This is a genomic window from Streptomyces sp. AK010, from assembly GCF_014207295.1.
Taxonomy (GTDB): Bacteria; Actinomycetota; Actinomycetes; order Streptomycetales; family Streptomycetaceae; genus Streptomyces; species Streptomyces massasporeus.
This window is the reverse complement of record NZ_JACHCX010000001.1, coordinates 426,518-441,600: the sequence shown is the minus strand read 5'-3', so window position 1 is coordinate 441,600 and position 15,083 is coordinate 426,518. Positions and strand designations below refer to the sequence as shown.

Below are 15,083 nucleotides of genomic sequence, written 5' to 3'. Positions count from 1 at the left end.
CTACGCGACCCGGTTGGGCAGCCGCACGAAGGGACGCGGCACCTTCACGGCCCGTCCCACCGTCTACGCCCCGGCACCGGTCGCGACGCAGGTGCGGTAGCGCACGGGGCGGGCCCCTCCCTTCCTCACCCGAAGGGAGGGGCCCGCCGGACCGTCCCGACCTGCGAGCTACGGGTACGACAGCACCGTCGACGGCACCGTGGACGTCCCCGACGTCGGCGACCCCGTGTCGTTGATGACCCGCTCGTACTGCCCGTTGCCGCCCAGCGAGACCACGAGCAGGTCGTGGAAGCGCACCCCGGGCCGGTTCGGCGCGGCGAAGCCGTGGTGCTGCACGATGCCCGGGTCGACGTTGTAGTAGCAGTAGCTGCCCAGGCCCCAGCCCTCGTGGGTGGTGACGCCGTCCCCGACCCGGTAGGCGGCGTAGCCCTTGACCGAGCCGTTCTGGATCGCGGCCTGGTTCGGGGCGTCGTAGGCCTTCTCGTTCTGGTAGAAGATCGTGCGGCCGCGCTCGCCGAACCACTGCACGTCGTACTTGTTGAAGTGCTCCACGAACAGCCCGGTCGCCAGCACGTCGTGGCCGTTGACGACGACCCCGTAGTCCGCGCGGTTGGTCTCCCAGCCGACACCGTCGCCGTGGTCGGCGCGCCAGACCCAGGTGTGGTCGACGATGGTGTGCCGGCTGTTGACGACCATGCTGGTGGTGGCCTTGCCCGGGCCTGCCCCTCCGATGCGGACGAACACGTCCTGGACGGTCGTCGGGTTGGCGGAGTGGTCCCGCCAGGCGCCGCTCGGGCCGATCTCCAGCAGGGTGGCGGAGTTGACCGGCCCGGCGTCGACGAGGAACCCGGCCAGGCGTACGCCGTCGACGTCGGCGACCTTCAGCGCGGTGACGCCGTTGCCGGGGATGAGCGTGGCGTATCCCAGACCCAGCACCACCGTGCCGGCCCGGTCGACCCGCACCGGCTGGTCGAGGTGGTAGATCCCCGGCGTCAGCAGCAGGTGGAGTCCCTCGGCGAGGGCCTGATTGAGCGTGGCCGCCGGGACGCCGGGCTTGGCGACGTAGAAGCGCGACAGGGGCAGCGAGGTGCCCCGGGGGGTGCCGCTGCCCCAGGTGACGCCCCGGGCGTTGGTCCGCTTCTCCGGCAGGAAGACCCGGTACTCGCTGCCGCTGAGGTACAGGAACGGCTTCTCGCGGGAGACCGGCGTCGTGGCCAGGGTGGTGTACGGCGGGTTCGGGAAGCCCTGCGCGGGGGCGCCCTCGACGCCGGAGAACACCATGTTCCACACGCCGTTGAGCCAGCCGCCGATCGCGCTGTCCCGGGTGTACCACTGCTGCTGGGAGTACGGCTGCACCTGTCCGTCGATCCGGCTGTCGGCGATGTAGCCGCCGCTGGACCAGCCGTAGCCGGTCGGGGCGAGGTTGAGGTTGCCGCGGATGTGCATCCGTCGGAACGGGGCCGCCTGCGAGACCGCCCAGCGGTTGGTGCCGTTCACGGGGACGACCGCGAGGTTCTCCGCCGAACGCCAGAAGTTCTGCGTGGCGTTGCCGTTGAACCAGCCCGCGTCGACCGTGATGTCGCCGTTGATGGTGGTGTCGTCGGGGGAGAGGCCGAGGCCGGAGATCGAGGTGTAGAAGCCGATCTGCGCGTTGAGGCCGTGATAGGTGCCGGGTTTGAACAGCAGTTGGTAGCGGCCGGTGCCGAACTGGGCCGACTCCTGCTGCCGGAAGATCTCGTCGAGTCTGCCCTGGATGTTCGGGGTGGCCGGGTCGAAGACCAGCACGTTCGGGCCGAGGTCGCCACCGCCGGGCAGGGCGCGCGGCTTCCTGCGCACGGGGGTCTTCCGTGTGGCGGGGGCGGCCGAGGCGGTGCCGGGCAGCGCGGCGAGCGCGGACGCGGCCGCGGCGGCGCCGAGGACGGCCCGGCGGCCGGGCGCGGGCAGGCGGGATGACGGGGAGTCAGGGTGCATGGGGCGGCTCTCCTGGTTCAGGAAGTGAACGGAGTGGGGTGCGGGGAGCGCTCTCTCGCCGCTGAATGGTTCATCCGTGGAACGGATGCGTCAAGGGGTGCGGCGAGACTTCCGAGACTGTGTCCGAACCCTTGACGGGGCTGCCTGCCGAGGATTAACTCACGTCCTAAATTAAGTCATGACGGCTCCCTCTCGCCCAGGCTCTCGCCCCGGCGGAGGGGGCCGTACTCCCGGAAGAGAGCCAGGAGCAGCCATGCGCAGCATCCGAGCCGCGGCGGCAGGCGCCGTCACACTGTCACTCGCCCTCGCGGCCACGGCCTGCGGAGGCGGCTCCGCCACCGGCGGCGGATCGAACGATTCGCCGAAGACGCTCACCTACTGGGCGTCCAACCAGGGCGCCGGCATCGAGGTCGACAAGAAGGTCCTCCAGCCCGAACTCGACACGTTCGAGAAGCAGACCGGCATCAAGGTGAAGCTGGAGGTCGTCCCCTGGCCGGACCTGCTGAACCGCATCCTCACCGCCACCACCTCCGGCCAGGGCCCGGACGTGCTGAACATAGGCAACACCTGGAGCGCCTCGCTCCAGGCCACGGGCGCGCTGCTGCCGTGGGACGCCGAGAACTTCGGCAAGATCGGCGGCCGGGACCGGTTCGTCGACTCGGCGCTCGGCTCCACGGGCGCGGAGGGCAAGGACCCGGCGGCGGTGCCGCTGTACTCGATGTCGTACGCGCTCTACTACAACAAGAAGCTGTTCGCCGACGCCGGCATCTCCAAGCCCCCGGCCACCTGGGACGAGCTCGTCGCCGACGGCAAGAGGCTGTCCAAGGACGGCAAGTGGGGCCTGGGCATGGAGGGTTCGAACCCGTCGGAGAACATCCACCACGCCTTCGTCTTCGCCAAGCAGCACGGCGCCGACTTCTTCACCGCCGACGGCAAGGCCGACTTCACGGGGGACGGGACGGTCGCCGCGGTCAAGCAGTACGTCGACCTGATGGCCAAGGACAAGGTCATCGCGCCGGGCAACGCCGAGTACGCGCAGAACCAGTCCGTCAGCGACTTCGCCAAGGGGAAGACGGCGATGCTGCTGTGGCAGTCCGCGTCCGCCAACCTCGAGTCGCAGGGCATGAGCAAGGACGACTACGGCATCGCCCCCGTGCCCGTGCGGTCCGGCACCCCCGGCACCGGCAAGCAGGTCAACTCGATGGTCGCCGGCATCAACCTGGCCGTCTTCAAGAACACCGACAACACCGACGGCGCCGCCAAGTTCGTGAAGTTCATGACCAGCGACACCGAGCAGAAGATCCTCAACAAGGCCTACAGCACGATCCCGCCCGTCAAGTCGGCCCAGGCGGACGCCGCCTTCGCCACCCCGGCCAACACCGTCCTCAAGGACACCCTCGCGAAGAGCGCCGTGGCACTGCCGCAGGTCGCCGACGAGTCCCAGTTCGAGACGGCCGTCGGTACCGCCATCAAGGGCCTGTTCGCCGACGCGGCCGCAGGGCGACCGGTCACCACCGGCTCGGTGAAGGCGGCCCTGGAGAAGGCCCAGCAGCAGATGCCGGCGGCCTGAGCGACATGACGACCACTGCCCAGGCCGAGAGGCCGGCGGTCCGGGGGAACCCGCCCGGCACGGCGCGCGGCCCCCGCCGCCGCACCGGGCGGATCCACCGCGTGGGCCTGCCCTACCTGCTGCTCCTGCCCGCCCTGCTCCTCGAACTCCTCGTCCACCTGGTGCCGATGGTGATCGGCATCGTCATGAGCTTCAAGAAGCTCACCCAGTTCTACATCCGCGACTGGGGCGCCGCCCCCTGGTCCGCCCTCGACAACTACAAGGTGTCGGTGGACTTCGACGCCCCGGTCGGCGAGGCCCTGCTCCACTCGTTCCTCGTCACGATCGCCTTCACCCAGCTGTCGGTGGGCCTGTGCTGGCTGATCGGCACGGCCGCCGCGGTCTTCATGCAGGACTCCTTCCGTGGCCGCGGCCTGCTCCGGGCGCTCTTCCTGGTGCCGTACGCGCTGCCGGTCTACGCGGCCGTCATCACCTGGGTCTTCATGTTCCAGCACGACAACGGCCTGGTGAACCACGTCCTGCACGACCAGCTCGGCCTCACCGACAAGCCGTCCTTCTGGCTCATCGGCGACAACAGCTTCATCGCGCTGCTGACGGTGTCGGTGTGGAAGGGCTGGCCGTTCGCCTTCCTCATCGTCATGGCGGGCCTGCAGAACATCCCGGGCGAGCTGTACGAGGCGGCCGCCCTGGACGGGGCCGGCGTCTGGCAGCAGATCCGCCGGATCACCCTGCCGTCCCTGCGCCCGGTCAACCAGGTCCTGGTGCTCGTCCTCTTCCTCTGGACGTTCAACGACTTCAACACGCCGTTCGTGCTGTTCGGCAGGACCGCGCCGGAGGCCGCCGACCTCATCTCGGTGCACATCTACCAGGCGTCGTTCGTCACCTGGAACTTCGGCACCGGCTCCGCGATGTCCGTCCTGCTGCTGCTGTTCCTGCTGCTGGTCACGGGCGGATACCTGGCGCTCACCTCGCGCGGACGGAGAAAGGCCTCATGACCACGTCCCCCATGGCCCCGCACCGCTCCTTCCTGTGGTCCCGGCGGATCTTCCTGACGCTGCTGACGGGCTTCGTGCTGGTCCCGGTCCACGTCATGGTCTCCAGCTCGCTGAAGCCCCTGGCCGACGTCACCGGGAAATTCCGCTGGCTGCCGAGCGAGCTGACGATCCGCCCGTACATCGACATCTGGTCGACGGTCCCGCTGGCCCGCTACTTCGTCAACTCCCTCGTCGTGGCCGGGGCGGCGACGGTCTGCTCGGTGGTCATCGCCGTCTTCTCGGCCTACGCGGTCAGCCGCTACGACTTCCGCGGCAAACGCGTCTTCACCGTCACCGTCCTGTCCACGCAGATGTTCCCGGGCATCCTCTTCCTGCTGCCGCTGTTCCTGATCTACGTCAACATCGGCAACGTGACGGGCATCGCCCTGTTCGGCTCGCGCGGCGGCCTGATCCTCACCTATCTCACCTTCTCCCTGCCGTTCTCGGTCTGGATGCTGATCGGCTACTTCGACTCGGTGCCGCGCGACCTCGACGAGGCGGCCCTGGTCGACGGCTGCGGTCCGCTCGGCGCGCTGTTCCGGGTCGTCGTCCCGGCGGCCGTGCCCGGCATCATCGCGGTCGCGGTCTACGCCTTCATGACCGCCTGGGGCGAGGTGTTGTTCGCCTCGGTGATGACCAACGACACCACCCGCACCCTCGCCGTCGGCCTCCAGGGCTACTCGACCCTCAACGACGTGTACTGGAACCAGATCATGGCCGCCTCGCTGGTCGTCAGCGTGCCCGTGGTCGCGGGCTTCCTGCTGCTCCAGCGCTATCTGGTGGCCGGCCTGACGGCGGGAGCCGTCAAGTGACCGACTCGCCCGTATCCGAGAGGACTTCCGTGACCATCGACCTCGCCGCACTCCCGCACGACTTCCTGTGGGGCACGGCCACCTCGGCCTACCAGATCGAGGGAGCCGTGGCGGAGGACGGCCGCTCGCCGTCGATCTGGGACACGTTCTCGCACACCCCCGGGAAGACCGCCGGCGGCGACCACGGCGATGTCGCCTGCGACCACTACCACCGCTGGCGCGAGGACATCGCCCTGATGCGCCGGCTGGGCGTGAACGCCTACCGCCTGTCCATCGCCTGGCCGCGCGTCGTCCCGGGCGGCGACGGCCCCGTCAACGCCAAGGGCCTCGCCTTCTACGACGAGTTGATCGACGGTCTGCTGGAGGCGGGCATCACCCCGTCCGTCACCCTCTACCACTGGGACCTGCCGCAGGCGCTCCAGGACCGGGGCGGCTGGCCCGAGCGCGACACCGCGTCGGCGTTCACGGAGTACGCCTCGGTCGTCGCGGGGCGCCTGGGCGACCGCGTCTCCCACTGGGCCACCCTCAACGAGCCGCTGTGCTCGGCGTGGATCGGCCACCTGGAGGGCAAGATGGCACCCGGTCTGACGGACCTCACGGCCGCGGTCCGCGCCTCCTACCACCTGCTGCTCGGCCACGGGCTGGCGGCCCGGGCCATCCGCGCGGCGGCCCCGGGAGCGCGGGTCGGCATCGTCAACAACCTCTCCACCATCCACCCCGCGACCGACCGCCCCGAGGATCTCGCCGCCGCCCGCCGCATGGACGGCCACACCAACCGCTGGTGGCTCGACCCGGTGCACGGCAGGGGGTTCCCGTCGGACATGCGCGAGCTCTACGGCGTCGAACTCCCGGAACGGCCCGGCGACTCGGCGGCCATCGCCGCCCCGCTGGACTGGCTGGGCCTGAACTACTACTTCCCGCAGACCGTCGCCGACGACCCCGAAGGCCCCGCGCCGTACGCCCGGGCCGTACGCCGTGACGGCGTCCCGCGCACCGGCATGGACTGGGAGATCGACATGAGCGGCATCGAGTCCCTGCTTCTGCGGATCACCGACGACTACGGGGCCCCACGGCTGTACGTCACGGAGAACGGCTCGGCCTACCCCGACGTGGTCCGCCCCGACGGCACGGTCGACGACCCCGAGCGGCAGGAGTACCTGCTGGGTCACCTCGCCGCCTGCGCCTCCGCGGCCCGCAAGGGCGCTCCGCTGGCGGGCTACTTCGCCTGGTCGCTGCTGGACAACTTCGAGTGGGCGTACGGGTACGAGAAGCGGTTCGGGCTGGTGCACGTGGACTACGCGACGCAGAGGCGGACGATCAAGGGCACCGGGCACCGGTACGCCGATGTCGTCCGGGCCCATCGGAGTCAGGTGCGCGAGGCGGCCTGAAAAGCTGGGCCGCCGAACCCATGCCCCGGTTCCGGTGGCCCATGGTCGCGGTGCGACGACGAGACCGGTGCATCGGGCGCGACTCCTGTGCGCAAGACGGTGGGCGGCGACGACAGTTATCGTGTGTGCCGTAGATCACTCGCACGTTGGGGGCGGCAGCATGGGGCTGGCAAACGACAAGATCATCACTCAGGTCGAGAACCTGCTGCAGGGCAGTGTCGTCATTCCTTCCATCCAGCGCGACTTCGTCTGGATGCGGCCCGATGTACGTGATCTCTTCGATTCTCTGTACCGGGGCTACCCCGTCGGTGCCCTGCTGCTGTGGAAGACCAATCTGACCGTCCCCTTCAAGACCGCTGCCGTCGTCCAGACCGACCAGTCGATGCACCAGCCTCTCTATCTGCTGGACGGACAGCAGCGGTTGACCTCCCTCGCCTGGGTGTACCGGCCTGAGTCCAAGGCTGACGGCCGGCTCATCGATCTGCGTTTCGACGTCCGCACCGAGGAGTTCGTCAACCCGAGCGCCGTACAGCGCAAGGACCCGTTGTTGATCCCGGTGTCGACGCTGCTGCAAGAGAACGTGCAGTTCTATCAGGTCCTGCTCCAGGCAGGGGTGCCGTTCGACGATCCGAACTTCGACGCGTGGACGCGGCGGATGCAGAAGGTGAACAACATCCGGCATCACCAGATCGCTGTCATCACCTATGAGTCCGACGACTACGAGGAGGTCGCCGAGCTCTTCGCCCGCCTGAACAAGGGCGGCCGACGGCTGTCCAAGGGCGATCTCGTGTACAGCGCCATCGCGGCCCGCTGGGCCGATGGCCTGGACACCATGGACTCCTTCCACCAGGAACTGCAGGACAGCAACTTCGCCTTGAACAGGGAAGCCGTCCTGCGCCTCATGAGCCTCCTCGCGGGAACCGGCGCCCATCACATCAAGCTCATCGGGGCGGAGGTGGACGAAGCCGCGCTGAAGGGAGCCTGGCAGGACACCGAGACGGCCCTGCGCTTCGCCATCGACTTCCTGAAGGGCGAGTGCTCGATCCCCCGGTCCGAGGTTCTCTCATCGCCGAACGTCACGATCGTGCCCGCTCTGCTGCTGCACCACCGCGACGGCAAACTGCGTCCGGGAGAGGCTCAGCTGCTGCGCCGCTGGGTATACACGGCGATGGCGTTCAGCCACTACTCCCTGCAGGTCGAGGGCAAGCTCGACGCGGAGGCCAGGCTGATCAAATCGCGCGAGGGTGAGGGCCTGTTCGACGAGCTCATCCGCCGGGCCTCCGGCCCCCGGTCGCTGGACAGCGCCCTGCACCCGAGGGATCTGGAACAGAAGTACTCCACGCACCCCTTCTTCAAGCTGCTCTACATCGCCGCGCTGCGGGGCACGGCACGGGACTGGGCGACCAACATCGCCATCAGTGACCAGCCGTTGAACACCGGTGCCACCATCGAGTACCACCACGTGTTCCCGCGCGCCCGGGTTCAGGGTACGTACGCGAAGGAGGAGTGGAACAGCCTCGCCAACCTGGCCTTCATCACCGGCCAGACCAACAAGATGATCTCCTCAAGGCTGCCCGCCCAGTACATGGCGGAGATCGCCTCGGAACGCCTGGCCGAACAGTGGATCCCCGAGGAGCCGGAGCTGTGGTCCCTCGACCGCTTCCCCGACTTCCTGGCCGCACGCAGGCGCTTGCTGGCCAATGCACTCAACGGGCTTCTCGGGCTTCCCCGCTACGACGCGAAGGCCGCCCACCGGGACACCGACGAGCTGCCTGCCGACGAGGAGCTGATCGCGGAGGCCCCGGACGCGCCCACCCTCGTCGGGGCGGCGGTCCAGGAACTCCGCACGGAGCAGGGTGTCGAGATCCATGCAATCTACGAGGGTCGGCGCGTCGACGCCCACTACGACCCCTCGTCCCGTGTCGTGGCGATTCCCACCGGTCCCGGCCGCGGCGAGTACGAGACACCCAGCGGGGCGGCAGTTGCTGTGGTGCACGCCCTCAACCCGCACGTCAAACCGCATCGCAACGGATGGTCGTTCTGGACCGTCACTGCCACGGGGCAGCTGCTGCAGAGCATTCGATGAGAGGAAGTCGCGCTACCGAGGGAAGTGAACGTGGAGCAGTTCGCCGTGGGCAGGGTACTGCGCAACAGGTACCGGCTGGACCGCACTCTGGGCAGAGGGGCGATGGGGCACGTCTGGCAGGGGACGGACGTGTATCTGGAGCGTCCCGTCGCGGTCAAGAACGTGGCCACGGATCTTCTGGCTCTGACCGACCGGCGCCCTGCAGCCCTGGCGCGCTTCGAGAGGGAGGCCAAGGCCGCAGCTCGTCTTGACCACGCCAACATCACCGCCGTGTACGACGCCGCCGTGACGGAGGACGCCCGCTGTCTGGTGATGCAGCTTGCCGACGGAACGACCCACGACAATGTCATCGACTGCGCCGAAGACGGGCGCCTGTCCGTTCCCGCCGCGGCCACCGCGGTGGCGCAGCTGCCATCGGGGCTTTCCGCCGCGCATGCGGCCGGCCTCGTGCACCGCGACCTGAAGCCTCAGACCATCATGGTCCACACCAGCGGTCTGGTGAAGATCCTCGACTTCGGTCTCTTGAAGATCCTCTCGGACACGGACCCGCAGCTCACTGTCACGGGCGAAACGCTCGGCAATGTGGCCTGCGCTTCGCCCGAACTCCTGGCCGGCGAGAAGCCACTGGACAGCCGCAGCGACCTGTATGCGGTGGGATGCCTGCTGCCTGCTGCACCATATGCTCACCGGCCGCCCTCCCTTCCGCGGGGAGGGGCCTGCCCGATCTGGTGACCCAGCACCTCACCGCGCCCTCGCCCCGACTGGCCGACTACGGCGTCGACGCCCCGGCTGCCCTCCAGGACCTGGTACACGCACTGCTTGCGAAGCATCCCGAGGACCGTCCCGACAGTGCGGCGGACGTATACGCGGCCCTCGCCCCGTACTTGGGACAAGCAAAACGACGAGGTGTGGACCGGGCGCCGGCCCTGTTATCCCTTCGTATCTCCGTCCGAGGAGGGTCTGGGTAGTCGCCTGTCGGTGTAGCCGTCCAGGTCCTCGTGGACGACGAACCCGAGCAGGTCGGGGATCCGCAATCATCGGCGGGGCGAAGGAGAAGCTGGCGGCAGCGAGGGACAAGGCCGCGGCGAAGACACTGGTCGCCGTCACGGACCGCCGCATCATCATCACCCAGACGAACGCGTTCCTCGAGCAGGGCGCGATCCGTCAGGAAATCCCGATCGACCGAGTGTGATATGTCCGAGCAGCGACACAGGGCAAAAGTGAGTGCCTGGCGATCGACCTCATCACGCGCGACGAAAGCATCCGGTGGCTCTTCGGCGCCGACATCGACACCACTCAAGTGGACGCGACTGCCTCCGTGCTCGCCGAGTCGATGACGATTCCGGACGAGGAGCGCGCCGAGCTTCTACGGCGGCGCCACGCCTCCATCGAGGCGGGCAAGAGGGGCGAGAGCACAGGCACGAGGTCCATGGAGCCGACTGGATCCGAGGCCACGAGAAGCGATGCCGGGTAGGCCTCGAGCCAACTGACCAAGATCGCCCCGACCGCACATACCTTGCGCGTCGGTTCGGTGCGCTGCCGTCGTGGGCGTGGGGCCGGTTGTCACCGGCTCGGCGGCAGTCCGACGGGGCGCTCCGGGAGACCGGTGCTTGCGTCTGTGGACGGGTGCCGGGCGGCCTGCTCGACGCGGTGTTCAGCACCGCCCACACGGTCTTGCCGGGGCGGGAGCGACGGTCGGTGACGCCCCAGTCGTCGGCCAGAGCTGCGACGAGGAGGAGGCCCCGGCCGGACTCGGCGCCGGGGGCCGTGGGGCTGGTGACTGCGGGCCGGCGTTCCGCGCGGGTGTCGGAGACCTCGACGCGCAGCCGCCTGCAGTCCGTCTCGGCGGCCAGCCGGACGTGGAAGTCCCGTCCGGGGAGGCGCCCGTGCTGTACGGCGTTGGCGCACAGCTCGGCGGTGATCAGGGTCAGCGTCTCGTTGACGTGGCTGGTGTAGGGGTCGCCCCAGGAGTCCAGGCACTGCGCGACGAACAGCCGGGCGAGGCGGGCGCCCCGTGGGGTCGACGTGAACGACATCGCGAACTCACTGGCCCCCGCGGCTCCGAGGGGAGGGAAAAGCGGTGTGTGCATGCGGTCAGCGTTGCGGCCGGGCCGGGCGTGTCACCAGGAGCGACGCCTGTACCGCAGCAGCCTGTACACGGACGCGGGGTCGCGGCGGGGAGCGGCGCGAGAGTGCTGCCGCACGCCGGGGTCAGCCCCGGTGGCACCGCTCCCGAAGCTCCGCGAGGATCGCCTTCTCGCGGGAGTTGACGTCACCGTCCACGGTGGCCACGCGTTCCGCCGCGTCGAGGACGTCGCCGAGATCGCCCGGTTCGGCGTCCACGCGCTTCCACACCTCGGCGGGGTCGATGTCGACGACGTTCGCGAGCTTCTCGTCGACCACCTCGTGCCGCTCCCTGACCAGCCTCACAAGGTGCCGCATCAGCAGTGCTTCGTCATCGGCGATCTTGGTCTTCGCGTTCGTCCTGAGGACGAGCCACGCGACCCACAGCATCAACTGCGGGTGCCGGCTGCGCTCGCTCAGTCCCTCGGCGAGTTCGATCACCCGCGCCTCGTTCCGGAACACGGCCCGCGCGTGCCGGCCGGCGACGAGCGTGGTGTAGCGGTTCAGCAGGACGGCAAGGGGGACGCCGACCAGAGGGATGCCGATCTTGATGACGTTGCGCTGGAGGAGATGCTTCCCGACGACGGGGAGCGCCTTCCCGGCGTTGAGCACCGATCCCGAGTAGAACCGCTTGACCAACGGTCGCACGATGACCGGGATCGCTTTGGTCACGGTCTTGTTGGCCGCTTCCCCGCTCTTGATGGTGAAGGCCACGCGGATGAGCTTCCACAGGTCTTCGGGGTCGTGCACGTCGATCGGTACCCGGTAGAGGACGGAGATGTCGTAGGCCAGGCGGAGTTGGAGCTGGGAGATGAACGCGACGTCGACCATCACGGTCGCCAAGGCCGCGGGGACGGTCGCGGGGGAGGCTCCCCCGGCGGTGCCGATGGTGGCGGCGACGGTTGCGGTGTACGCCCCGGCGGAGAGCCCGCCTTCGAGCGCGGCGTACCGGGACGCCATCTTGATCCGCTGATCCACGATGACGTCCGCAGGCACACCCTCGTAACGATCCTGGAAGTACTGCCAGTCGACCTTCTCGGTGTACGCGTTCATGGCGTGAGCGGCGAGCTTGGTGAACCAGTTGCCCGACTTGATGTCGTCCGCGCTCAGACCCTTGACGAAGTCCTTGATCTCGGACTGCTCCTGCTCGACGACCTTCCGGTCGGCGGCGTCGTCGGCTCCGTCCGTGTCGGTGTCGGCAGCGTGCGTGGGCGCTTCTGTCACGGCGCGTTCCCCCCAACTTTTCCGCGGTCGGCCGAGCCGTGGGCGCGGGCCCCGGCTGCCGTCAACGCACGTTGTTCGGCGAGCGGTACCACGGCCACTCGACGTCCTCCCCAAGAGGCGCAACCTTAGCGCCTCGTCACACGATCCGCGGCTGGCATGGGGCACGGGGGCGCGGGTGGACAGGCGAGGGTTGTACGCGCGTGTACGCGGTACGAGGGGAACCGCGCGAAGCGGCACTACGGCGACGTTGCGTGTCCTTAGAGTGAGCTGTGAGTGACGATCAGGTGTGTTGCCTGCGGCGGGACGAGGTGCGGGCGGGCGCCTTTGTGCGGGTGGGTGAGGTGAGGTCACCGGTGACGGCTCAGGGCAGTGAGGGCGAGGCGGGCATCCTGCGGTGCCTCGGGCAGCAGTTGCGGTTGCTGCGGACGAGCAGGGGGCTGACGCGGGCGGAGTTGGGTGCGAAGCTCGGGTAAGGCGAGGGCACGGTGACGTCGGTGGAGCTGGGGCGACGCATTCCGAGGCCGGAGTTCATCGAGCGGGCGGATGCGGTGCTGGAGGCCGGCGGGCTGTTGGCGGTGATGAAGGAGGAGGTGGCGCGGGCACGGTATCCGGCGTTCTTCCGGGACGCGGCGAAGTTGGAGACGGAGGCGGTTGAGCTGCATGTGTACGCCAGCAAAGCCGTGCCGGGCCTGTCGCAGACCGAGGAGCATGCGCGGGCGGTCTGTGAGATGTGGTTGCCGCTAATGGACGGAGAGGTTGTCAACCAGCGGGTGAGTTCCCGTCTGGCACGCCAGGTGATTTACGACCGACAGCCACTTCCCACCATCAGCTTCGCCATCGAGGAGCACGTGTTGCCAAGGCCGCTGGGAGGGTGGGCCGTCATGCGTGGCCAGCTGGAGGAAGTCCTGCTTCGTGCGCAGCACCGGAACGTGGTCGTACAGATCATGCCTGTCAGATGTGTGGAACATGCCGCGCTGGATGGACCGTTCACTTTGTACGAGACGCAGAAGGGGCAGCGGCTCGCTTATGTTGAGGCGCGGAATGACAGCCGCCTCTTCACTGAGCGGAGGTCGGTGCGCGAGTACGAGGAGCAGTACGGCATCCTGCGTGCTCAGGCCCTGACTCCACGCGAGTCCCTGGGGCTACTCGAGAAGATGCTGAAAGAATTATGAACGCGGAAGACGCGACACATGGTGAGACGAAGCTGTCCTGGCGCACCAGCAGTTACAGCACGGGTTCGGGTGGCGAGTGCGTTGAGTTCGCCCTTACGGCTGTCGGCGCACAAGTGCGTGACTCGAAGTGCGTGGCGCAGAGAGGGCCTGTGGTGAAGATTGGCTCGGCGGCGTGGGCAGCGTTGCTTAGGACGACGTGAGCTTGTTGGTGCCTTGAGCCCAGCCGTCCCATGGTTGGCCGGGCGCCGACATACGGCGGTGTCGACTATCACTACGACCGCAGCGGCATCCTGAAGGTGCACGCCACAGCACGTCACACGGGCACCGTCATGCTGGACGAGGAACCCGAACCGCGGCAGCCGTCGTGTCTTCCTCCGTCCCGAAGCCCGGCACGGGCCCGGTGAGGTCCGGCTCGCCGAACTCCGCGCGCAGTGCCTGGAAGGCGATCACCTTGTCCTCGCCGAACCGGCGGACATGGGCGGCGTACTCGTCGGGGGAGAGGAACGCTGACGGCCGGGACTTGGTGTGGAACTTGTCCGCGTACATCACCAGCCTCTCCTCCTCCGTCACCGCCACGTAGTCGGCGGGAGGGAGGGGCAGCCCCTGACTCGTGATGTCCTGCCGCGTGAGTCCGACGCCGGTGTGGTGGGAGCAGAAGCGGCGGAGGGTTTCGGGGAAGCCCTCCGCCTTGAGGATCTCGTGGCCGAGCAGGCCGTGCCGGATGTAGTTCCCGTGGTCAAGCCGCCCGTCGTCGCCGTAGAGGCGATAGACCCCGATGTCGTGAAGGAGACAGCCGGCGCGGACCAGTTCGGCGTCGAGATGAGCCAGGTGGGGCACGGAGAGGAGTTGCTCGGCGACCCCCCAGACGATCTCGCAGTGCGTGTGCACTAGCGTGAACGCCTCGGCGGTGGGCGCGTGCTTCTCGTGCAGCGCCTGGATCTCTGCGGGGCTCGGAATCCTCACCGGAGGAGCGTAACAACGCTCCATCCCGCCGAAGTCGGCCAGTTCCCACGCCACCGGATTTCACGCGATCGGGTGGGGCTCAGGAGAATGGGCACGGGTCGGCTTCGCGGGCCGTTCGAGCTGGTGACGGGGGATTCTCGTCCATCGACATCACGGCAGCGGGAGCACACCATGGGCCTGCACATCCACCGCAACCCCGACGGCACGACGACCGGGCGCAACGAGTCCAACGGCTTCACCGTGACGCACGCCGATGAAGAAGAGGTCAAGCGGCGGTTGTACGAGGATGCCGGGTGGGAGTACTCGCCTCCGCCGCCTCCGGTTCCGCCCGGCTTCCACCGGTTCTGTCTGGTGCACGACGAGTTCCGGGCCTCCGGGTTCGGGGACGAGAGGTACGCGGGGCTGCGGGCACGTCCGCCGCAGGGGTGTGTGCCGGTCGACCGGGGTGACTTCGCCCTGGAGTGCGAGCGGCCGGGGAAGACGCTCATGGACGCTGTCGCCGGTACCGTCGGGGAGGTCCGCCGGGAGCACGGGCTGGTGATGAACAGTCTGGGTGTCGAGAAGCCCCAGGAATGGTTCGACGCGGACAACAAGGACGGATACGCGGCGAAGATCGTCGCGCACTTGGTCCTGATGGCCGCTGATCGTGCCCGACTGCTCGGGTACGGGCGCAAGGACGTGGTCCGGCTACTCGATGCCACGGGGATCGAGTAGCCGGTGGGGTGGGTCAGCAGGCCGG

At 68.5% G+C, this 15,083-nt stretch carries 14 protein-coding genes; 10 read left to right on the top strand and 4 right to left on the bottom strand.

What is annotated here, in order from left to right; all coding sequences use genetic code 11:
• Positions 1 to 168: 168 nt before the first annotated feature.
• Positions 169 to 1,971, bottom strand: coding sequence for a coagulation factor 5/8 type domain-containing protein (locus tag HDC93_RS02035; protein ID WP_185006523.1), 1,803 nt, complete (start codon positions 1,969 to 1,971; stop codon positions 169 to 171).
• Positions 1,972 to 2,224: 253 nt separating this feature from the next.
• On the opposite strand from HDC93_RS02035, the gene HDC93_RS02030 reads away from it, so the two are divergent.
• The 6 genes from HDC93_RS02030 to HDC93_RS02005 all read left to right on the top strand — a co-directional run bounded on the left by HDC93_RS02030 (position 2,225) and on the right by HDC93_RS02005 (position 9,593).
• Entirely contained in the window at positions 2,225 to 3,541 is a 1,317-nt protein-coding gene (locus HDC93_RS02030; protein WP_185006521.1) for a sugar ABC transporter substrate-binding protein, read from the top strand.
• Positions 3,542 to 3,546: 5 nt separating this feature from the next.
• Positions 3,547 to 4,536 carry a carbohydrate ABC transporter permease gene (locus tag HDC93_RS02025; RefSeq protein WP_185006519.1) on the top strand — a complete coding sequence of 330 codons (990 nt, stop codon included), beginning with the start codon at positions 3,547 to 3,549 and terminating at the stop codon, positions 4,534 to 4,536.
• An 11-nt stretch (positions 4,537 to 4,547) separates the two neighbouring features.
• Complete coding sequence (locus HDC93_RS02020) at positions 4,548 to 5,387, top strand: carbohydrate ABC transporter permease (protein WP_185006945.1); 840 nt, start codon at positions 4,548 to 4,550, stop codon at positions 5,385 to 5,387.
• 29 nt (positions 5,388 to 5,416) lie between these two features.
• The gene (locus HDC93_RS02015) at positions 5,417 to 6,775 is read left to right on the top strand and encodes a GH1 family beta-glucosidase (protein WP_185006517.1); all 1,359 of its coding nucleotides are present in this window, start codon (positions 5,417 to 5,419) and stop codon (positions 6,773 to 6,775) included.
• Between the two features lie 160 nt (positions 6,776 to 6,935).
• Entirely contained in the window at positions 6,936 to 8,861 is a 1,926-nt protein-coding gene (locus tag HDC93_RS02010) for a DUF262 domain-containing protein (protein ID WP_185006515.1), read from the top strand.
• Positions 8,862 to 8,891: 30 nt separating this feature from the next.
• Positions 8,892 to 9,593, top strand: a complete 702-nt coding sequence (locus HDC93_RS02005; protein ID WP_311774469.1) for a serine/threonine-protein kinase — start codon at positions 8,892 to 8,894, stop codon at positions 9,591 to 9,593.
• 512 nt (positions 9,594 to 10,105) lie between these two features.
• Here HDC93_RS02005 and HDC93_RS39215 read toward each other — a convergent pair.
• Entirely contained in the window at positions 10,106 to 10,897 is a 792-nt protein-coding gene (locus HDC93_RS39215; RefSeq protein ID WP_311774468.1) for an ATP-binding protein, read from the bottom strand.
• A 175-nt stretch (positions 10,898 to 11,072) separates the two neighbouring features.
• On the bottom strand, positions 11,073 to 12,209 hold the full coding sequence (locus HDC93_RS38050; RefSeq protein WP_260419349.1) for a hypothetical protein: 1,137 nt from the start codon (positions 12,207 to 12,209) through the stop codon (positions 11,073 to 11,075).
• Positions 12,210 to 12,478: 269 nt separating this feature from the next.
• Here HDC93_RS38050 and HDC93_RS39210 point away from each other — a divergent pair, with 269 nt between their 5' ends.
• The 3 genes from HDC93_RS39210 to HDC93_RS01985 are packed head-to-tail and all read left to right on the top strand — an operon-like array spanning position 12,479 to position 13,581.
• Complete coding sequence (locus tag HDC93_RS39210; protein WP_311774467.1) at positions 12,479 to 12,682, top strand: hypothetical protein; 204 nt, start codon at positions 12,479 to 12,481, stop codon at positions 12,680 to 12,682.
• A gap of 12 nt (positions 12,683 to 12,694) precedes the next feature.
• Entirely contained in the window at positions 12,695 to 13,381 is a 687-nt protein-coding gene (locus HDC93_RS01990) for a DUF5753 domain-containing protein (protein ID WP_311774466.1), read from the top strand.
• Positions 13,378 to 13,581: a DUF397 domain-containing protein gene (locus tag HDC93_RS01985; protein WP_185006513.1), complete on the top strand. Its 204-nt coding sequence runs from the start codon at positions 13,378 to 13,380 to the stop codon at positions 13,579 to 13,581. The genes HDC93_RS01990 and HDC93_RS01985 overlap by 4 nt, the downstream gene beginning before the upstream one ends.
• A gap of 127 nt (positions 13,582 to 13,708) precedes the next feature.
• Here HDC93_RS01985 and HDC93_RS01980 read toward each other — a convergent pair whose 3' ends face one another.
• Positions 13,709 to 14,344 carry an HD domain-containing protein gene (locus HDC93_RS01980; RefSeq protein WP_185006511.1) on the bottom strand — a complete coding sequence of 212 codons (636 nt, stop codon included), beginning with the start codon at positions 14,342 to 14,344 and terminating at the stop codon, positions 13,709 to 13,711.
• A gap of 171 nt (positions 14,345 to 14,515) precedes the next feature.
• On the opposite strand from HDC93_RS01980, the gene HDC93_RS01975 reads away from it, so the two are divergent.
• Positions 14,516 to 15,058 (top strand): hypothetical protein, encoded by a 543-nt coding sequence (locus HDC93_RS01975; protein WP_185006509.1) that lies wholly within the window; start codon positions 14,516 to 14,518, stop codon positions 15,056 to 15,058.
• The last annotated feature ends 25 nt before the right edge of the window (positions 15,059 to 15,083 follow it).

Coding starts and splice junctions, on each gene's coding strand:
- HDC93_RS02035 (WP_185006523.1), bottom strand. CDS start 1,971: ATGCACCCTGACTCCCCGTCATCCCGCCTGCCCGCGCCCGGCCGCCGG.
- HDC93_RS02030 (WP_185006521.1), top strand. CDS start 2,225: ATGCGCAGCATCCGAGCCGCGGCGGCAGGCGCCGTCACACTGTCACTC.
- HDC93_RS02025 (WP_185006519.1), top strand. CDS start 3,547: ATGACGACCACTGCCCAGGCCGAGAGGCCGGCGGTCCGGGGGAACCCG.
- HDC93_RS02020 (WP_185006945.1), top strand. CDS start 4,548: ATGGCCCCGCACCGCTCCTTCCTGTGGTCCCGGCGGATCTTCCTGACG.
- HDC93_RS02010 (WP_185006515.1), top strand. CDS start 6,936: ATGGGGCTGGCAAACGACAAGATCATCACTCAGGTCGAGAACCTGCTG.
- HDC93_RS39215 (WP_311774468.1), bottom strand. CDS start 10,897: ATGTCGTTCACGTCGACCCCACGGGGCGCCCGCCTCGCCCGGCTGTTC.
- HDC93_RS01985 (WP_185006513.1), top strand. CDS start 13,378: ATGAACGCGGAAGACGCGACACATGGTGAGACGAAGCTGTCCTGGCGC.
- HDC93_RS01975 (WP_185006509.1), top strand. CDS start 14,516: ATGGGCCTGCACATCCACCGCAACCCCGACGGCACGACGACCGGGCGC.